This is a genomic window from Micromonospora sp. ATLC20, assembly GCF_057196585.1.
This window is the reverse complement of the sequence record NZ_JBXUOV010000125.1, coordinates 1-17,405: the sequence shown is the minus strand read 5'-3', so window position 1 is coordinate 17,405 and position 17,405 is coordinate 1. Positions and strand designations below refer to the sequence as shown.

The 17,405-nt window shown below is 73.6% G+C and carries 18 protein-coding genes and 1 pseudogene; 5 read left to right on the top strand and 14 right to left on the bottom strand.

The window, feature by feature from the left end; genetic code table 11:
* Both AC2CHG_RS22365 and AC2CHG_RS22360 read left to right on the top strand, forming a co-directional pair.
* A pseudogene (locus AC2CHG_RS22365) lies at positions 1 to 328 on the top strand (DEAD/DEAH box helicase); the annotation flags it as partial.
* Positions 329 to 535: 207 nt separating this feature from the next.
* A complete protein-coding gene (locus tag AC2CHG_RS22360; RefSeq protein WP_262013130.1) occupies positions 536 to 1,684 on the top strand; it encodes a class I SAM-dependent methyltransferase in 1,149 nt (382 codons plus the stop codon).
* 38 nt (positions 1,685 to 1,722) lie between these two features.
* Here AC2CHG_RS22360 and AC2CHG_RS22355 read toward each other — a convergent pair whose 3' ends face one another.
* The gene (locus tag AC2CHG_RS22355; RefSeq protein WP_262013131.1) at positions 1,723 to 2,148 is read right to left on the bottom strand and encodes a hypothetical protein; all 426 of its coding nucleotides are present in this window, start codon (positions 2,146 to 2,148) and stop codon (positions 1,723 to 1,725) included.
* Positions 2,149 to 2,340: 192 nt separating this feature from the next.
* Between AC2CHG_RS22355 and AC2CHG_RS22350 the strand changes: the two genes are divergently transcribed.
* Positions 2,341 to 2,760, top strand: coding sequence for a helix-turn-helix domain-containing protein (locus AC2CHG_RS22350; RefSeq protein WP_026268433.1), 420 nt, complete (start codon positions 2,341 to 2,343; stop codon positions 2,758 to 2,760).
* Positions 2,761 to 2,781: 21 nt separating this feature from the next.
* Here the strand turns inward: AC2CHG_RS22350 and AC2CHG_RS22345 are convergent, their stop codons facing one another.
* From AC2CHG_RS22345 to AC2CHG_RS22330, 4 genes are all read right to left on the bottom strand, one after another.
* Positions 2,782 to 3,861 (bottom strand): hypothetical protein, encoded by a 1,080-nt coding sequence (locus tag AC2CHG_RS22345; RefSeq protein WP_484525498.1) that lies wholly within the window; start codon positions 3,859 to 3,861, stop codon positions 2,782 to 2,784.
* Positions 3,854 to 4,084, bottom strand: a complete 231-nt coding sequence (locus AC2CHG_RS22340; protein ID WP_013288699.1) for a heavy-metal-associated domain-containing protein — start codon at positions 4,082 to 4,084, stop codon at positions 3,854 to 3,856. Before AC2CHG_RS22340 ends, AC2CHG_RS22345 begins: the two co-directional genes overlap by 8 nt.
* A 145-nt stretch (positions 4,085 to 4,229) precedes the next feature.
* Positions 4,230 to 6,347 (bottom strand): RecQ family ATP-dependent DNA helicase, encoded by a 2,118-nt coding sequence (locus AC2CHG_RS22335; RefSeq protein ID WP_262013133.1) that lies wholly within the window; start codon positions 6,345 to 6,347, stop codon positions 4,230 to 4,232.
* Positions 6,344 to 8,203: an AfsR/SARP family transcriptional regulator gene (locus AC2CHG_RS22330; protein WP_484525497.1), complete on the bottom strand. Its 1,860-nt coding sequence runs from the start codon at positions 8,201 to 8,203 to the stop codon at positions 6,344 to 6,346. Before AC2CHG_RS22330 ends, AC2CHG_RS22335 begins: the two co-directional genes overlap by 4 nt.
* A gap of 141 nt (positions 8,204 to 8,344) precedes the next feature.
* Here AC2CHG_RS22330 and AC2CHG_RS22325 point away from each other — a divergent pair, with 141 nt between their 5' ends.
* Positions 8,345 to 9,169, top strand: a complete 825-nt coding sequence (locus tag AC2CHG_RS22325) for a hypothetical protein (protein ID WP_402807897.1) — start codon at positions 8,345 to 8,347, stop codon at positions 9,167 to 9,169.
* A gap of 58 nt (positions 9,170 to 9,227) precedes the next feature.
* Here the strand turns inward: AC2CHG_RS22325 and AC2CHG_RS22320 are convergent, their stop codons facing one another.
* The 8 genes from AC2CHG_RS22320 to AC2CHG_RS22285 all read right to left on the bottom strand — a co-directional run bounded on the left by AC2CHG_RS22320 (position 9,228) and on the right by AC2CHG_RS22285 (position 15,544).
* Positions 9,228 to 9,983, bottom strand: coding sequence for an SDR family NAD(P)-dependent oxidoreductase (locus tag AC2CHG_RS22320; RefSeq protein ID WP_484525496.1), 756 nt, complete (start codon positions 9,981 to 9,983; stop codon positions 9,228 to 9,230).
* 129 nt (positions 9,984 to 10,112) lie between these two features.
* Positions 10,113 to 11,222 carry a branched-chain amino acid ABC transporter permease gene (locus tag AC2CHG_RS22315; protein WP_402807901.1) on the bottom strand — a complete coding sequence of 370 codons (1,110 nt, stop codon included), beginning with the start codon at positions 11,220 to 11,222 and terminating at the stop codon, positions 10,113 to 10,115.
* Positions 11,219 to 12,109, bottom strand: a complete 891-nt coding sequence (locus AC2CHG_RS22310; RefSeq protein WP_013288704.1) for a branched-chain amino acid ABC transporter permease — start codon at positions 12,107 to 12,109, stop codon at positions 11,219 to 11,221. The genes AC2CHG_RS22315 and AC2CHG_RS22310 overlap by 4 nt, the downstream gene beginning before the upstream one ends.
* Positions 12,106 to 12,834, bottom strand: coding sequence for an ABC transporter ATP-binding protein (locus tag AC2CHG_RS22305; protein WP_120573026.1), 729 nt, complete (start codon positions 12,832 to 12,834; stop codon positions 12,106 to 12,108). Before AC2CHG_RS22305 ends, AC2CHG_RS22310 begins: the two co-directional genes overlap by 4 nt.
* Entirely contained in the window at positions 12,834 to 13,577 is a 744-nt protein-coding gene (locus AC2CHG_RS22300) for an ABC transporter ATP-binding protein (protein WP_013288706.1), read from the bottom strand. The genes AC2CHG_RS22305 and AC2CHG_RS22300 overlap by 1 nt, the downstream gene beginning before the upstream one ends.
* Positions 13,578 to 13,580: 3 nt before the next feature.
* Positions 13,581 to 14,783, bottom strand: a complete 1,203-nt coding sequence (locus tag AC2CHG_RS22295) for a substrate-binding domain-containing protein (RefSeq protein WP_262013138.1) — start codon at positions 14,781 to 14,783, stop codon at positions 13,581 to 13,583.
* Positions 14,784 to 14,999: 216 nt separating this feature from the next.
* Positions 15,000 to 15,245, bottom strand: coding sequence for a hypothetical protein (locus AC2CHG_RS22290; RefSeq protein ID WP_484525495.1), 246 nt, complete (start codon positions 15,243 to 15,245; stop codon positions 15,000 to 15,002).
* Positions 15,242 to 15,544 (bottom strand): DivIVA domain-containing protein, encoded by a 303-nt coding sequence (locus tag AC2CHG_RS22285; RefSeq protein ID WP_281600111.1) that lies wholly within the window; start codon positions 15,542 to 15,544, stop codon positions 15,242 to 15,244. Before AC2CHG_RS22285 ends, AC2CHG_RS22290 begins: the two co-directional genes overlap by 4 nt.
* Before the next feature lie 283 nt (positions 15,545 to 15,827).
* On the opposite strand from AC2CHG_RS22285, the gene AC2CHG_RS22280 reads away from it, so the two are divergent.
* Positions 15,828 to 16,055, top strand: coding sequence for a GntR family transcriptional regulator (locus AC2CHG_RS22280; RefSeq protein WP_484525494.1), 228 nt, complete (start codon positions 15,828 to 15,830; stop codon positions 16,053 to 16,055).
* A gap of 341 nt (positions 16,056 to 16,396) precedes the next feature.
* Here AC2CHG_RS22280 and AC2CHG_RS22275 read toward each other — a convergent pair.
* The coding region (locus tag AC2CHG_RS22275; protein WP_484525493.1) for a glycerophosphodiester phosphodiesterase at positions 16,397 to 17,405 on the bottom strand (1,009 nt) is incomplete at its 5' end.

The window sequence follows — 17,405 nt, the reverse complement described above, 5'->3', positions numbered from 1 at the left end:
GCGCGGCGACAGCCGGGGCCGCGAGCGCGGCGACCGCGACCGCGGTCGTGGCCGGGGCGGCGAGGGCGGTTCGTCCGCCGGTTCGCCCTCCGCGCAGGCCGACGCCGGGGACGACGAGGCCCCGCGTACGCCGCGTCGGCGTCGTCGCCGCCGGGCCGGCGAGACGGTGGCCGGTGAGCCGACCGCGGTGATCGGCACCGAGGGCGCGGCCGAGACCGCCGCCGCACCGCAGGCCGCGGAGGGTGAGGCGGCGAGCAAGCCGCGTCGTCGCCGCCGTCGCCGCAGCGGCAGCACCGGCGCGCCCGCCGAGGCCACCAACGCCGACTGACGAACACCACGGAAACGGCCTCCCGGACCCCGGTCCCGGAGGCCGTCCCCATCCCCGCCCGCCCCTCCCCCTCCCCCGCCCACTCCCTCACTGCGACGATCATGAGGTTGGCGGTGGCGCGCGCGGCGTGTCGCGCCGTCAACTTCATGATCGCCGGGCCGGGCGCCCCCGGGCGGACGGCGGTGGGGCCAGGAAAGGTAGGTACTGATGCCGGAAGCGCTGGACTCGGCGCTCGCCGAGGTGCGGGCGCTGCTGCTCGCGCCGGGGCTGACCCGCGCGGTCGCCGCCGGGCGCCGTCGTGGGCAGCGTCCCTCGGTGGTACGCGCGGAGCTGCGCCCGGTCACGCTGAAGGCCGGCCCCCGGTTGCAGATCGCCGTCTCCGACGGATCACGGCCGCACACCCGCAACGTGGCACCGGGCACGGAGGCCGGCGCGGCGGTAGACGAACTGCTCGCCGAGCCGTTCGGCAACTGGCACGTCGAGACAGCCGACGCGACGCTCCAGCTCCGGGTGACCAAGTCCGGCGAGGCGCAGGTGCACCGCGCGGCGGCCAGCCGTCCGGCCGCCGAGCCGGGCGGGCACGACCGGGCCAAGGAGTGGCTGCTCGACCCCGGCGACCCCCTGTTCCGGGAGATCGGCGGCTCGGCCGCCAAGCGCCGCCAGGTCGACGCGTTCCTGCGCGCACTGGCGGCCACGCTGCCCGACGACCTCACCGGCCCGCTGCGGGTGGTGGACCTGGGCTGCGGCAACGCGTACCTGACCTTCGCCGCCTACCGCTATCTGGTGCAGCGCGGCCTGGACGTGACGCTCGTCGGGGTGGACGTGCGCGAGGACCAGCGCCGCCGCAACACCGAGCTGGCCGAGCGGCTGGGCTGGGCCGACCGGGTCGGCTTCGTGGCCGGCACGATCGCCGAGGCGCCCGTCGACCCGGCGCCCGACCTCGTGCTGGCGCTGCACGCCTGCGACACCGCCACCGACGAGGCGCTGGCCCGGGCGGTGCGCTGGGGCGCCCGCTGGGTGCTCGCCGCGCCCTGCTGCCACCACGACCTGGCCGCCCAGCTCCGGGCCGGTCGGGCGCCCGCGCCGTACGAGCTGCTGACCCGCCAGGGCATCCTGCGGGAGCGGTTCGCCGACGTGCTCACCGACTCGCTGCGGGCCGCGCTGCTGCGCCTGCACGGCTACCGCGCCGAGGTGGTGGAGTTCGTCGACTCCCGGCACACGCCGCGTAACCTGCTCATCCGGGCACGGCGGACGGCGGGCGCGCCCGCCGACGGGCAGCGCGCCGAGTATCGCGACCTGGTCGGCCAGTGGGGTGTCACGCCCCGGCTGGAGACGCTGCTGGCCGAGGAGCGCTGAGCCGAGGCGCGCGCTGAGGAGCGCCGAGCGCGGCGGTCCTACCGCCCGCGCTCGCCCCGGTTGCGGTCGCCCCGGTCCAGCACCGACACCCGCTCACCGCGGTTCGATGCCCGCTCGCCGTCGTGCGACGCGCTCGGGAACGGCACCACCTTCCCGGCATGCTCGGCGTTGCCGGCGGCGGCGAAGGCGTTCCACGAGATGTCCACCAGCATCCGCTTCAGCTCGGCGTGCCGGAGGGCGGCGTTGCGCTGCAACGCCATCCGCGCCCCGAGCACCACCGCGGCCAGCGTGGTGCAGATCGCGCCGGTCGCGGCGATCAGGTGTACGCCGGTCGCGTCGCCTCCGCGTACCGCGAGCACCAGCAGCCAGATCCAGAAGCCGAGAGCGAACAACGCGGCCTTGGCCACGAAGAAGAGGCTCACCGCGCCGGGGCGATGCGATACGGAACGGTCCGGCTCGGCCATGCTTCTCCTCCATCGTTTCCCAGGGTTTCCTCAGCCTATTACCCGAAGCGCATTACCCGAAGCAGGCTTCCGCAGTCGTCGAGTCTCGCCGGCGGGACCTCCGGACCGATCAGTCAGTTACTTCTCCGGCCCGGCGTACTAGGCTCGGGGCGCGAGCCGGGCCACCGGAGGAGGGGGACAGATCCACCAGGGATGGGTTCCGCAGACGTTTCGCCACAGATGGCCTTCGCGCGCTTCGTACGCCGGGCCATCGACGCCGCGCGCGAGGAGCGCGGCTGGACGGTGACCGACCTCGCCACCCACACCGGCGTCGGCCGTTCCACTGTGTTCCGCTGGCTGGCCGGCGACTGGCAGGACTACCCCGAACTCGCGAAGGTCCGCGGCTTCTGCGCCGCCCTCGACCTGCCCGTGGCTGCGGCGTTCCGCGCGCTGGGCCTGCCCGACGCCGGGCCGGTGCCCCGCCGCCGGGGTGCCGAGGACGGCCCGGTGGAGGCCGACGTACGGGTCATCCTGGATCGGCTCGCCGACCCGAACGTGCCCGCCGAGGAGAAGCACCACATCCGCGATCTGCTCCGCTACCTGGCCCGCCGCCCGGTCCGCCGGGCCGGCTGAGCGCCGGGCGGGCGACGGGGCTCAGGCCACTGTCAGCGTGAACTCGGCGGTCCGCACCACGCCGCCGACCTGGAAGTCCAGGAACATCCGGTAGCTACCCGGCCCCGGCGCGGTGAGCCAGAACGTCACGTCGTCGCCGTCGCGCACCGGCTCCGGGTGCACGTGCAGGTAACCCAGGTCGCCCTCGCGCAACGCCACCAGGTGCCCGTACGCCCCGAGGTACGGCTCCAGCGCCGCCGCCGCGCCGTCCGCGCCGGTGACCCGGAACCGCAGCGGCACCGACTTCCCCACCTCCGGCGTGCCCGCGTACCCGGCGGTGAATCCGTCGACGGTGGCCGACGTGGCGGCGGCGGGCAGCGGCCGGGGCCGGTACGCGCCGGACGCGGTCAGGTCGGCGCCGAGCACCACGGCGACCTGGCGGCCGTCGTCGGCCACCGCGGTGAAGTCCGCGTACATCCGCCAGGGGCCCGCGTCCGGCGCCGTGATCGGGACCGACCAGGTGCCGTCGGCGGCCATCGTCGGGTGCAGGTGCCGGTAGCCGCTGAGGTCACGCCGGACCATGATCACGTGCATCGGCTTGTCGTGCACGACGGCGAACCGGGTGACCGCCCGGCGCTGGTCGTCGCGAATCTGGAAGCGCAGCTCACCGGCGCGGTCCGCGACCAGCTCGGTCGACGGCACCAGCGTGTAGCCGGCCGAGGTGATCGACAGCCCGGTCGCGCCGTCGCCGCCGCCCTGGGTGACCGTGGCGCCGTCGTGCGTGTGGGCGCCGGTGCCGGGTGAGTGGGCGTGCACGCCGCCGTCTGCGCCGCCCGTGGCGACCCCGGCCGTGGCGCCGGCGGGCCGGGCCGGGTCGGCCGGCGCGTTCATCCGCCCGAGACCGAAGCCGAGCAGCACGGCGAGCACCAGGCCGCCCACCACCAGGGCCAGCCGCAGCGTCTCCCGGTCGACGGCGACGGGCCCGGCCTCCCTGGCCGACCCACTCGCGCCGTTCCCGGCCAACGCCGCGTCCCCGGGCTGCGCAGCGGGAGCGTCGGAACCGGCCTCGGAGTCGTCGGGGACGACGCCGGTGCCGGACGTGACGGACGACGACTCAGGCACCGCCGCCGACCAGCTCGTAACCCGCCTCGTCCACAGCGGCACGCACGGACTCGACGGGCAGCGGCGCCGCGCTGGTGACAGTCGCGGTGCCGCTCGTCAGATCGATCCGGACCTCGTCGACGCCGGGCAGCGCGGACAGCTCCTCGGTCACCGCCTTGACGCAGTGTCCGCAGGTCATCCCGGTCACGGTGTACGTCTGGACGACGGGTCGCTGCTCGGTCATGACCCCACGGTACCGCCGCCCGGGTGCGGGCCCGACGACGGTCCGCCGACGGTGGTGACGCTCGCATTCCGGCCGGCCAGGGAACTTTCCGCGCCGGCCGGGAACCCGCCACGCACCGCCGGGAACCCACCCGCGGCCGGACCGGTCAGCCGGCCACCGCGAGCGCCAGCGGCAGCACGTCCGGCGCGCCGGCCCGGCGCAGCAGCCGCGCCGCCATGCCCATCGTCCAGCCCGAGTCGACCAGGTCGTCCACCAGCAGCACCGGCCCGTCCAGCCCGGCCAGCGCGCCGGCCAGCTCGTCGGGCAGGTGGAAGGCGTCGTGCAGCGCGCGTACCCGCTGGGCGCTGTTGCCGCGCGGCCCGCCGCCGCCAGGCCCGGCCGGGACGACGTGGCCGAGCAGCGGCAGCCGGCCCACGGCGGCGATCCGCTCGGCCAGCGAGCCGACAAGCACCGGTCGCGTCCGGGAGCCGACCGCGACCACGCCCACCGGCCGCCGGGGCCACGGGTCGTCGCCGTGCGCCCACGCCTTCAGCACCTCGACCACGGCGGCCACCACGTCGTCGGGCACCGGGCCGTCCGGCGCCTCCGGCCCGACCAGCCCGCGCAGCCGCCCGCCCCAGCCCAGGTCGGACAGGCGCCCCACGGCCCGGCCGGGCAGCGCCTGCTCCGCCGGGGGGATTCGGCCCTTCAGGGGTACGCCGACCGCCTCCAACCCGGTGGGCCAGAGCTTCTTGGGCGGGATCGGCACGCCGGGGCGCCCGAGGAACGTCTGCGCCGCGGTCAGCGCCTGGTCGGAGACGGTGGCGTCGAACAGCGGGCCGGCGCAGTTGTCGCACCGCCCGCAGTCCTGCGCCCCGGTGTCGTCCAGCCCTTCCCGCAGGTAGCGCATCCGGCAGCCGGACGTCGAGGCGTACTCCCGCATGGCCCGCTGCTCGGCGGCGCGCGCGTCGGCGACGCGCCGCAACCGGGCCTCGTCGTAGACCCAGGGCTCGCCGGTGGCGAGCCAGCCACCGCGCACCCGGCGGACCGCGCCGTCCACGTCGAGCACCTTGAGCATCAGCTCCAGCCGGGCCCGGCGCAGGTCGACCACCGGTTCGAGGGCCTGGGTGGAGACCGGCCGCTCGGTGTCCAGCGCGGCGAGCACGGCCCGGACCTGCTCCTCGGGCGGGAAGGCGAGCGAGGCGAAGTATCGCCAGATCGCCGCGTCCTCCACGCCCGGCAGCAGCAGCACCTCGGCGTGCTCGACGGCCCGGCCGGCGCGGCCGACCTGCTGGTAGTAGGCGATCGGCGAGGGCGGCGCGCCCAGGTGCACGACGAAGCCCAGGTCGGGCTTGTCGAAGCCCATGCCGAGCGCGCTGGTGGCGACCAGCGCCTTGATCTTGTTGTCCAGCAGGTCCTGCTCGGCGGCCCGCCGGTCGGCGTCCTCGGCCTGCCCGGTGTAGGAGGCGACCGACCAGCCCCGGCCGCGCAGGAAGTCGGCCGTCTCGGTGGCCGCCGCGACGGTGAGCGTGTAGACGATCCCCGAGCCGGGGAGCCGGTCCAGGTGGTCGGCCAGCCAGGCCAGGCGGTGGGCCGGGCTCGGCAGATCGAGTACGCCGAGGCGCAGCGACTCCCGGTCGAGCGTGCCGCGCAGCACCAGGGCGTCGCCGAGCTGCTCGGCCACGTCCTGCGTGACGCGGGCGTTGGCGGTGGCGGTGGTGGCGAGCACCGGCGTGCGTTCGGGCAGGTTGGCCAGGAACGTGCGCAGCCGCCGGTAGTCGGGGCGGAAGTCGTGCCCCCAGTCGGAGACGCAGTGCGCCTCGTCGACCACGAGCAGCCCGGTGGTGGCGGCGAGCTTCGGCAGTACGCCGTCACGGAAGTCCGGGTTGTTCAGGCGCTCCGGGCTGATCAGCAGCACGTCGACGGCACCGGCGTGGATCTCGGCGGTGATCTCGTCCCATTCGTCCAGGTTCGCCGAGTTGATGGTCCGGGCCCGGATGCCGGCCCGGGCAGCGGACTCGACCTGGTTGCGCATCAGCGCCAGCAGCGGCGAGACGATCACCGTCGGCCCGTGCTGGTTCCCCTCACGCAGCAGCGCGGTCGCCACGAAGTAGACGGCCGACTTGCCCCAGCCGGTGCGCTGCACGCAGAGCACCCGCCGCCGGTCGACCACCAGCGCCTCGATGGCCCGCCACTGGTCCTCGCGCAGCCGGGCGTGGTCACCCGCCAGCCGCCGCAGCACCGCCTCGGCGCGCTCCCGTACGGCCATCCGATCCTGGCTCATCCGGCATTTCTACCAGGGAGGGCGGACGACTCCGGCGGGCCGGACGGCGACGTGGGCGCCGGTACGGGCGTCGGCGTGGGCGTCGGTGCGGGTGGCAGGAAGATCAGCAGCTCGCGCAGCGAGTCCGTCGCCGCCGCCGGCAGCAGGCACCGTGCGGCCAGCTCCTCCATCGACGTGTACGGGCCACGCATCCGCCGGTCGACCACCACGTGCTGCGCCTGCGACCGGGTCAGTCCCGGCAGCCCGGCGATCACCTGGTCGGGCACCGAGTTGACGTCCACCAGTCCGCCGTCGTCGTACGCGCGGGGCAGGTCGGGGCGCCCGATGCGCAGGTCGTCCCGGGCCGACGGGTACTGGTAGAGCAGGTAACGGGCGTACTCCCGGCGCAGCCGGTTGCGGTCGGCGTAGGGCCGCCCACGCCAGAGGCCGCGCAACCAGGTGAGCAGCCGGCCGTTGAGCAGCACCACGTGCGGGACGCCCGCCGCCCAGGTGGTCAGCCAGATCACTATCAGGGTGGCCTCGGGTCCGCTGACCTCCTCGGTCTCGCTGCTGCCCAGGACCACCACGAACGTCACGGCCACGGCCAGGTAGTAGATCGCGGCGGCGACGCTGCCCCAGCCCCGGCGCCAGACCCCGTAGAGCAGCACCACCAGCCACGTGAGCATGCCGAACGAGAACAGGGCGACGAGCGCGCCCCCCACAGTCGCGACGACGCTCAACCAGCCGGGCACACCGGATGGACGCCGGGACGGCGGCACGGGGCCGATAAGCGGCGCGACAGGGGGCGAGACCCAGGGCGGCAGGCCGGTCGGCGACTCACCGGGCGGTGGCGGCGGAAACGGACCACCCGGCTGCGCCGAGACGGTGAACTGCACCGGAACGGTGAGCTGAGCCGAGACCGTGGGCTGGGCCGGCGCGGTGGGCTGGGCCGGCGCGGTGGGCTGGGCCGGTGCGGTGGGCTGGGGCGGGCTCTCGGCCGGGCCGGTGGGCAGCGGCCGGGCCGGTGCCTCGGCGGGGGCCGGAAACGGCTCCGGGCCGCCCGCCCACCTCTCGCCGGGTCCGGCCGGACGACGCGGCGCCTGAGCCAGGAGGTCCGGGTCGGCGCGCAGGATGCGCCGGTGCAGATCCTGGAGCGGCTCGCCCGGCTCGATGCCGTACTCGTCGCGGAGCAGCCCGGCGTAGTCGCGGTAGGCGGCCAGCGCCTCGGCCTGCCGTCCGCTGCGGTGCAGCGCCAGCATGAGCTGGTGGCGCAGCCGCTCCCGGACCGGGAACTCGGCGACCAGCTCGACCAGCCGGCCGACCAGCTCGCCGTGCCGCCCGTCGGCCAGCTCCAGGTCGACACGCGTCTCCAGGGCGACCGCGCGCATCTCCACCAGCCGGTGCCGGGCCGCGTCGAAGTACGGCCCGGCGAACCCGGTGAACGGCTCCCCCTGCCACAGGTCCAGCGCGGCGCTCACCTCGGCGAGCGCCTCCTCCGTACGCCCGGCCACCTGCGCCGACCGCGCACGCCGCACGCCGCGCTCGAAGCGCACCGCGTCCACCGCCTCGGGCGGCACCTGCAGCAGGTAGCCGGCGTCGGTGAGGGTGAGCACCCGGGCCGGCGTACGCGGCGACCGGTCCGGTTCCAGCACCCGGCGCAGACCGGCCACGTGCTTCTGCACCACGTTGAGGCCGTTCACCGGTGCCTCGTCCGGCCAGACCGCCTCGACGATCTGCCCGCTCGGTACGGGCCGGCCGGCGGCGAGCAGCAGCACGGCCAGCACCGCCCGCTGCTTCGCCGGGCCCAGATCGATCTGACGGTCGGCGTACCAGGCCCGCTGCGGGCCGAGAATTTCGAAGCGCAGCGCCTCTGACATGCGAGTTTCCGCCCCCGTGTCGGCTGCCGTCGCCCACGGTGGCCGACGGCAGTCGGACGGCAGCATATCGGCAGCGAGGCCGCCGTGACGTCTGACGATACTTACCCGGCAACAATCACCTGGGAAAGTGAGTCGAACACCATGACGCAGCGAATCGGTTCCGCCGGCAGCCTCCGGCGGATCGCGGCTCTCGCGACGGCCGTGCTGGCCACCACCGTCCTGTCCGCCGGGTGCGGGACCGGGGACGCCGCCGAGAGCGCCGGACCGGCGCCGAGCCCGTCGGCCGACCCGAAGGCCGCGCTGCTGGCCGCCGTGCCGGACGAGAAGGACCCGGCCTTCCGGTTCTCCACCATCGAGGGCGCGGACAAGTTCGACGGGGTGGTCGACCCGGCGACGCGCGGCCTCGAGTTGTCCATGTCGGAGAAGAGCCAGGACCCCGAGTTCACCATGGCGATGACCTTCCGCGTGATCGAGGAGGACATCTGGATGCGGGTCAAGATCACCGGCATGGCCGGCCTGCAGGACATGATGAAGCTGCCCAAGCGCTGGATGCTCCTGGACCGCACCAAGCTCGACGACGCCTCCGACGTGCCGGTCTACCAGAACGCCGACCCGGCCAACACGGCCGCCGTCATCCGGACCGCGGAGACGGTCGAGGACCGGGGCGACGGCACGTACGGCGGGTTCGCCGACCTGACCGCGAACGCCGACATCCGCGAGAGCTTCACCACGGTGGACGTGGCCGCGCTCGGTGACGCGGCGAAGAAGGTGCCGTTCACCGCCGTGGTCGGGCCGGACGGCAACCTCACCTCGCTGACCCTGGAGCTGCCGGCCGCGGGCAAGCAGAAGGCGATGAAGCTGGTCGCCAAGTACTACGACTTCGGCAAGGCGCCGAAGATCAGCGCGCCGACGGGCTCGCAGGTGCAGAAGGCGCCGGCGTCGGCGTACGAGATGCTCAACGGCTGACCACGACGTGAGCGCGAGGGGCGGTGGCCACACGGGGGGCCGCCGCCCCTCGCGCATGTCACCGGCCGAGTACCGATCCGCCGTTGACGCCGAGCACCTGCCCGGTGACGTACCCGGCGGACGGGCCGACCAGGTAGCGCACCGCGGCCGCGATGTCGTCCGGCACACCGGCCCGGCCGACGAGCGTGGCGGCGACCCGCTTGGCGTGCCCCTCCGGCGTCATCCGGTCGCCGAAGAACTCGGTCTCGGCCACGTAGCCGGGGCTGACCACGTTCACGGTGATCTGTTCCGGGCCGAGTTGGGCCGCGAGGTCGTACGCCCAGCCGTGCAGCGCGGCCTTCGCGGCCGAGTACGGCCCGGCGCCACCGCGCTGTGCGGCGATCGAGCTGAGCAGGACCACCCGGCCGCCGGGGCGGCGCAGGGCGGGCAGGAGCGCCTCGGTGAGCAGTACGGCGGTGAGCACGTTGGCGTCCAGGTTGGCCCGCCACCAGTCCGCCACCCCGCCGAGCGAGTCGGTCGACCCGCCGAGGTAACCGCCGGCGTTGTTGACCACCGCGTCCACGGCCCGTTCCCCGACGGCGTCCACCACCGCCCCGACCTGCCCCGGATCGGTCAGGTCGGCGACGACAGGCGTGATCGCCCCGTCCCGCCCGCTCTCGGCACCGATCCGCCGCGCGGCGGCTTCGAGCACGTCCCCTCGCCGCCCCACCGCGAGAACGTCGAACCCGTCCTCGACGAGCCCACGCGCCACCGCAGCCCCGATCCCGGTCCCACCCCCACTGACAACCGCAAGCCCCCGCTCCTGCTCCCCCATGACCTCTCCCCTTCCGCGCGTCCTGCCCGGCCCTGCCACGACCTTGCCCCGGTCGATCATGAAGTTAGCGCGGTCGGACACGGCGTGTCGTGCCGTCAACTTCATGATCGCCGGGGCGTGGGGAGCGGGTCAGCGGGGGCGGCGGAAGGCGGTCAGGACGGGGGTCAGGCGGGAGCGGAGGCTGGCCAGGCCGCCGGGGAAGAAGTAGACGGCCAGGATGAAGACCGTGCCCAGGACGAACAGGGGCTGGCTCAGCGGGTGACTCAGGAACGCCGGGAGGGCGTTCACCGCGTCGCTGCTGCCGAACGCGGTGAGCCGGTGGTCCAGGTACATGTAGAGGACGCCGCCCAGCACCGGCCCCCACCGCGTACCGGGACCGCCGAGCACCACCATGACCAGCAGCGACAGCGTCAGCTCCGACGAGGTGATGTGCGGGCTGGCGCCGCCGACGATCAGCACGTAGACCACCCCGCCGGCCGACGCGAGACCGCCGGCCAGCGTGAACGCGACGAGCTTGAACCGGTACGGGTCGAGCCCGAGCACCCCGATGCGCCGCTCGTCGTCGCGCAGCCCGGCGAGCACCCGCCCGGTCGGCGAGGCGCTGACCCGGTGCACCACGAGGACCACGATCGCCAGGTACGCCAGCGCCAGCCAGTACAGGTTCACCGTGTTGGTGACGCCCACCAGCGCCGCCGGCAGCCCGGACACGTCCAGCGGCAGGCCCTCCTCGCCGCCGGTGAGGCCGCCGAAGTCGCGGGCCACCAGGATCGCCCCGACCTGCGCGAACGCCAGCGTCACCATGGCGAACGCGATGCCCACCGTCCGCAGGGCCACCGCGCCGAGCAGCGCGGCGAGCGTGGTCCCGCCGATCACCGTGAGCACGGCGGCCTGCCACAGCGGCAGCCCGGCCTTGGTGACCAGGATGTCGGTGCCGTAGACCCCGGCGGCGAAGTAGAGGGCGTGGCCGAAGGAGAGCATCCCGGTACGCCCGAACAGCAGGTCGTAGCCGGCCGCGAGCCCGCCGAACACCAGGCAGATGGCGAGCAGTTGCAGCGTGCCGGGCGAGTTCAGCGGCCCCTCGAAGATCCCGGGCAGGTGCAGTGTGGAGTACGGCAGCACGGCCGCCACCACCAGGGCCACCAACGGCAGGTACGGGCGCAGTCCGTGCCAGCGGGAACGCCCGGGGGTCAGTTCGTCGGGCACCTGCGCCGGAGGCGCGTCGACCACCGAGTTGGTCATGCGTGAGCCACCTTTCCGGCCAGGCCCTGCGGACGCAGCAGCAGCACCACGGCGAGCAGGCCGACCACGCACAGGTCGCCCAGCCCGGACGTGCCGTAGTAGTTGACGAACTGTTGCAGCAGCCCCACCGCGACCGCCGCGTACGCGGACCCGACCACCGAGCCCATCCCGCCGATCACCACCACGATGAACGCGAAGATCAGCAGCGAGCCGCCCTGCCCCGGCGAGACGGTGCCGAAGTAGACGCCGCCGAGCGCACCGGCCAGCGCGGCGGCGGCCCCGCCGATCGCGAAGACCAGCGTGAACGCCTTGCGCACGTCGATGCCGAGCGCTGTCACCATCTCCCGGTTCTCCACGCCGGCCCGGATGATCAGGCCGTACCGGGTCCAGCGCAGGAACGCCAGCAGCGCCCCGAGCACCACAGCGGCAGCGACGATCAGCAGCAGCCCGGCGTTCGGCACCTGGGCGCCGAGCACCGACGTCACGCCCCGGCTCCAGTCCGGTCGCGGGAACGGCCGCGGGTCGGCGCCCCAGGTGGCCTGGAGCAGCGCCACCCCGGCCAGCGACAGGCCGACGGTGACGAGCACCTGCTCGATGGTGCGGGAGTAGAGCGGCCGGATCAGCACCAGCTCCACCAGCACCGCGACGAGCGAACCGGCCAGCACGCCGAAGACGACTGCCAGCACGAAGCCGAACCCGTCCGGGCCGGCACCGGGCAGGTTGCCCGCCGCCCACCACGTCGCGTACGCGCCCACGCCGAGGAACAGCCCGTGCGCGAAGTTGAGCACGTCGGCGAGGCCGAACACGAGGGACAGGCCGGAGGCCACGAGGAAGTACAGCGCCGCCAGGCCCAGCCCGGTCAGCGTCAGCAGGACCACTGTGTTCATGAGTGCACCTCCGCCGAACCCACACCGAGCAGCGACTTGGTCAGCGCCGTCTCCAGCAGCAGCTCCTGGGCGTCGCCGGTCCAGGCGACCTTGCCTGCGGAGAGCACCACCGCGTCGGTCGCCAGCCGCCGTACCACCGCCAGGTTCTGCTCCACCAGCAGCACCGGCACGGATTCCGCCACCCGTTCCAGCACCTCGGCCACCTCGGTCACCACCTTCGGTGCCAGCCCCTTCGTCGGCTCGTCGACCAGCAGCAGCCGGTTGTCGTTGAGCAGCACCCGGCCGATCGCGAGCATCTGCTGCTGCCCGCCGGACAGCGAGCCGGCCCGTTGCCGTCCGCGCCGCTCCAGCTCCGGGAAGAGCGCGAAGACCTTGTCGTACGCGGGCGTGACGCCCCGCCGTTCGGCAAGCCGCAGGTTCTCCGCGACGGTGAGCGCGGCGAAGACGCAGCGGTCCTCCGGCACGTAGCCGAGGCCGTCGCGGACCAGGCGGTGGGTGGGGCGGGCGAGCAGGCTGCGCGCCCCCATGCGTACGCTGCCGCGCACCTCGCCGCCGCGCGGCGTCAGCCCGACGATCGCGCGCAGCGTGGTGGTCTTGCCGACGCCGTTGCGCCCGAGCAGCACCGTGACGCCGGTCGGGGCGACCTCGAACGACACCCCCTGGAGGATGTGCAGCCCGGCGATCCGCACGGACAGGTCCGCCACGGACAGGACAGGTTCGGTCATCAGAGGGCCTCCCCCAGGTACGCCTCCTGCACGGTGGCGTTCGCCATCACCGTGTCCGGGGTGTCGCACGCCAGCAGTGCGCCGTGGTGCATCACGGCGATCCGGTCGGCCAGCTCCAGGATCACGTCCATGTGGTGTTCCACCATGAGCACCGCCCGGCCGCTGTCCCCGGTCAACGACTTGATCACGCTGACCAGCTCGGGTACGTCCTCGGCGCTCACCCCGGCCATCGGCTCGTCGAGCAGCATCACCCGGGGTTCACCGGCGAGCAGCAGCGCGATCTCCAGCTTGCGCTTCTCGCCGTGGGCCAGGGTGCCGGCGAGCGCCGTACCCCTGTGGTGCAGGCCGACCCGGTCGAGCGCCGCGTCGGCGGCGGCGGCCACCTCCCGGTCGGCCGCCGCCCGCCGCCACAGCTTCATCGAGCCACCCCGGTGTGCCTGTACGGCGAGCCGGACGTTCTCCCGCACGCTCAGCGAGCCGAAGACCGAGGACGCCTGGAAGGTACGCCCCAGTCCGAGCCGGGCACGCCGGTGCGGCGGAAGCGCGGTGATGTCCGCGCCGTCCAGCAGGACCGTGCCCTCGGTGGGCCGGCGCAGGCCGGTGATCAGGTTGAACAGGGAGGTCTTGCCGGCGCCGTTGGGCCCGATCACGCCGAGGAACTCCCCCGGCGCCAGATCGAGGTAGACGGAGTCGACGATGGCGACCTCACCGATCCGCCAGGTCAGACCGCGGGTGGCGAGCACGGGTCAGCCCTTCATCTGCGCGACCGGCGGCGCGCTCTCGTCACCGGTGAGCGACTTCTGCGCGGTCGCCGTGAAGGTGGTGCCGCTGCCGGAGAGCTTGGCCTGGTACATCGGCTGGAGCAGGGCGTGGTCCTCGGCGCGGATCTTCATGGTGCCCTTGACGCCCTCGAACTCCCAGCCCTCCAGCGCCTTGACCATCTTCTCCACGTCGTCGCCGCCCTCCTGCACCGCGCGGACGACCATCTGCGCGGCGGCGAACCCGTCCGGGTGGAACAGGTCGAGCGTGCCGCCCGGCACCTTCGCCTTCGCGGCCTTGGCGGCCTCGGTGTCGCTGGCGCCGTCGAAGTAGTGCGACAGGAACGAGATCTTGCTGCCGGCCGCGCCGAACGTCGGCCACGAGGCGCGGATGTCCAGGCCGGTGACGACAGTGGTGGAGGCGAGGACGCCCTGCTGGTCGAGCGTCTGCCACATGGCGCCGGCGGTGGTGCCGGCCCAGGCGACGAAGAGCAGGTCCGGCTTGGCGGCCTTGATCTGGCTGGCGAACGGCGTGAACTCGGTGGCGCTGGCCGGGGCCCGGACGCTGCTGACGTTCGCGCCCGCGCCGCCGATGACGGCCTTGACGGCGGCCTCGTTGGCGTCGCCGAACGCGCCGTCCTGCGCGAACACGACGACCTTCTTGCCACCCGCGTCACCGATGAACGACCGGGCGGTCACCACGTCCTGCCAGGACTGCCGGCCGGAACGGAACGTGTACTTGTTCGCGCCGGTCACCGCGTCCGTGGCGGCCGGACCGGAGATGAACAGCACCTTGTTCTGCGCGGCGATCGGCGCCACCTGGAGCGCCACCCCGGAGGAGGTGGACCCGGCGATGATCTTCGTACCCTTGCCGATCAGGTCCTTCGCGGCGGACACGGCCTTGGCCGGGTCACCCGCGTCGTCGGCCTCGGTCACCTCGATCGTGCGGTCACCGACCTTGCCGGTGCCCTTGGTGGCGAAGTCGAGGCCCGCCTTGAAACCTTCGATGTACTGCTTGCCGTAGCTGGCGAGCGGCCCGGACTGGGAGTAGACCAGACCGACCTTGACCGGGGCGGCGTCGCCGCCGCCGGATGCGGTGTCCTGCGGGCTGCCACAGGCCGTGGCGGCCAGAGCGACCGCCACCGAGGTGGCGGCGGTAAGGAACACCCGTCTCGTGTGCCGGATCGTCATTGCGACTCCAGGTGAGGACAGGGGGAATGTCAGTTGTCGGCTCACGCTAGAAGTGACGTCACCCACGGGCTATGTGGTCGGCGCACACAAGTCCCCGTGACGGGGTGGCCGCACGTTACAACGCCGGACATCGCCACGTAACCGCGCCGACCCGGGATGGCCGCACCCACCACGCACGCCCCGCCGGGAATGTCGGCCCACGCCATCGCGCGCCGGTCACCGCCCGCCGCAGTCCCCGTTGTGGTCGGCCGCCCGTGCGCACCGCCGGCCACCGTCGCGCGGCCGGTCGCACCAGACCCAGTGGCGTACGGACTGCTCGTCCTCCCGCGACACGGTGGTCCCGGCGCGCTCCACGTCGGCCAGGAACCCGAGGGCCCGGCAGATGGCCCGCGCGAACCCCCGCGCGCCGTCGAGGTCGGCCGCGAGCACCGGCAGGTGTACGACGAACCGCTCCCGGCTCACCGCTGCGCGCCCGGGGTGAACCGGGACTGCCAGCTCTTGAGCGCCGCCTTGATGCGCGTGTTCTCCTCGGCGTACCGGGACGCGTCGCGCCGGGCCAGCGCCAGGTCACCGGCCACCCGGTAGAGGAAGGCGTGCACCTCCGCCGGATCGAGCCCGTGCCGCACGGTGCGGAACCGCCGCTCGCGGATCTGCCCGACGCTCAGCGGCCGGCACGAGTCCGAGCGGTACCAGCCCTGGTTGGGCGGGCCGCCCTTGCCACGTCGCCGGGATGGCTGGAACAGGTTGAGCACGTTACGCACGCCGATCCTCCTCACCGAGCCGTGGAGGCGGCCCACCCGCAGACAGGGGACGCGGGCGGGCCGCCGACCCCGAGACCGCAGCCCGTTCGGCGGTACGACCCCGGAGCCCAATCCGGGTCCGACTCCCGAGGTTTGCCGAACCAACCGGAGCCGGACGCGCCTCAACCTACACCAGTATCTGGTTATGCGCGAGCCTCCACTCTCGACGTGCTGGGCAACTTGTTGCAGTTACTTGTGCAGGTAGGGCAGGATCGGATTCGCCGAACCAACCGGAGTCCCCACCATGCCCACAGCAGAAGCACCGTTCCGCCGTATCGCCAACGACATCGCCGCAAAGATCAAGAGTGGCGAGCTGAAGCCGGGCGACAGGCTGCCCTCCACGCGCGAGTTGGCCGAGACCTACGGCGTCCACATGAACACGGCCTACCGTGCGATGTCGTTGCTGCACGATCGCGAGCTGATCACCGGCCAGCCCAGCCGAGGCACCTACGTAGCCGAACCACCGGCCTGATCAACTCCACTACGCCGAGGTGGCGGCATCATGCCGCCCGGAAGCAGCCACTTCCCCGAAGTGGCGCCCGCCCCGCACGACAAGCCCCGCCCGCCACCGCCCGCCACCGCCCGCCACCGCCGATCTTGGAGTTGTGGCGCCCAGGATGTCCGGATTAAGGCGCTTCGCGAGGTGCCATAAGTCCAAGATCGGCGAGGCGACCCCTCCACGGGGGAGATCTTGGTACGGAATGGCCCTTGGAGGGGCCGTTTCGTACCAAGATCTCGGGGGCCGCCGAGCGCGACAAAGCACGGCGGGGTGCCCGCCGCAAGCGGCGGGCACCCCGTTACAGGGGAGCAGGGTCAGCGGCCCGCTCGGGCGGCCACCGCCGTGTCCGGGTGGTCGCTGAACACGCCGTCCAGTCCCAGGTCGAAGAACAGCTCGTACTCGGACGTGAGGTCACCACGCGCGTTCGGGTCGGTGCCGATGCGGAAGTCCACGGGCAGGAACTGGTTCTCGGCCCGGAACGTCCACGCGTGCACCACCAGCTTCTGCCGGTGCGCGTCGCGGATCACCGCTGTCGGCGCGAGCAGCCGTCCGGCCGAGTCCCGGGGCACGATCAGGTTCTTGTTCAGGCCCACGCCGTCGGCGTACCGGGAGATCCAGGCCAGTCCGGCGGGCGTGGCCAGGTCCGCGTAGGTCCGCTTGTCGCCGCCCGCGACGAAGTCGTAGGGCGCGCCACCGGCATCCATGAGCTGCACCAGCCGTACGTCGATCATCTTGTCGAGCTTGCGCAGGTTGGCGGTCTCGAAGCTCTGCACGAACACCGGGTCGTTCCGGTGGGTGAGCCGGTTGCGGCGCAGCACCGCCACGAGGGGCTCCTCCAGCGGGCGGCCGATCGACGCGAAGTAGGTCGGGTGCTTGGTCTCCGGGTACACGCCGATGGTCCGGCCACGGGCCTTCGACTCGGCCCGCGCCAGGTCGATGACCTCCTGGAACGTCGGGATCTCGAATCTGCCGTCGAACGCGGTGTTGGCGACCCGCACCTGGGGCAGGCGCTCCTTGGCCCGCAGCGTCTTCAGCTCGGCCAGCGTGAAGTCCTCGGTGAACCAGCCGGTGACGATCACCCCGTCGATGGTCTTCGTCGCCTTGCGGCCGGCGAACTCGGGGCGGGCGGCCACGTCCGTCGTACCGGAGATCTCGTTCTCGTGCCGCGCGACCAGGACGCCGTCCTTGGTCGAGACCAGGTCCGGTTCGATGAAGTCGGCGCCCTGGCGGATGGCGAGCCGGTAGGCCTCCAGGGTGTGCTCCGGGCGGTAGCCGCTCGCGCCCCGGTGGCCGATCACGATCGGCCGCTGGGGCGCGCGGGCC

Bases quoted from the DNA above. Each gene is read 5' to 3' on its own strand.
- AC2CHG_RS22360 (WP_262013130.1), top strand. From the start codon at position 536: ATGCCGGAAGCGCTGGACTCGGCGCTCGCCGAGGTGCGGGCGCTGCTG.
- AC2CHG_RS22355 (WP_262013131.1), bottom strand. From the start codon at position 2,148: ATGGCCGAGCCGGACCGTTCCGTATCGCATCGCCCCGGCGCGGTGAGC.
- AC2CHG_RS22350 (WP_026268433.1), top strand. From the start codon at position 2,341: ATGGGTTCCGCAGACGTTTCGCCACAGATGGCCTTCGCGCGCTTCGTA.
- AC2CHG_RS22340 (WP_013288699.1), bottom strand. From the start codon at position 4,084: ATGACCGAGCAGCGACCCGTCGTCCAGACGTACACCGTGACCGGGATG.
- AC2CHG_RS22335 (WP_262013133.1), bottom strand. From the start codon at position 6,347: ATGAGCCAGGATCGGATGGCCGTACGGGAGCGCGCCGAGGCGGTGCTG.
- AC2CHG_RS22330 (WP_484525497.1), bottom strand. From the start codon at position 8,203: ATGTCAGAGGCGCTGCGCTTCGAAATTCTCGGCCCGCAGCGGGCCTGG.
- AC2CHG_RS22325 (WP_402807897.1), top strand. From the start codon at position 8,345: ATGACGCAGCGAATCGGTTCCGCCGGCAGCCTCCGGCGGATCGCGGCT.
- AC2CHG_RS22320 (WP_484525496.1), bottom strand. From the start codon at position 9,983: ATGGGGGAGCAGGAGCGGGGGCTTGCGGTTGTCAGTGGGGGTGGGACC.
- AC2CHG_RS22315 (WP_402807901.1), bottom strand. From the start codon at position 11,222: ATGACCAACTCGGTGGTCGACGCGCCTCCGGCGCAGGTGCCCGACGAA.
- AC2CHG_RS22310 (WP_013288704.1), bottom strand. From the start codon at position 12,109: ATGAACACAGTGGTCCTGCTGACGCTGACCGGGCTGGGCCTGGCGGCG.
- AC2CHG_RS22305 (WP_120573026.1), bottom strand. From the start codon at position 12,834: ATGACCGAACCTGTCCTGTCCGTGGCGGACCTGTCCGTGCGGATCGCC.
- AC2CHG_RS22295 (WP_262013138.1), bottom strand. From the start codon at position 14,783: ATGACGATCCGGCACACGAGACGGGTGTTCCTTACCGCCGCCACCTCG.
- AC2CHG_RS22280 (WP_484525494.1), top strand. From the start codon at position 15,828: ATGCCCACAGCAGAAGCACCGTTCCGCCGTATCGCCAACGACATCGCC.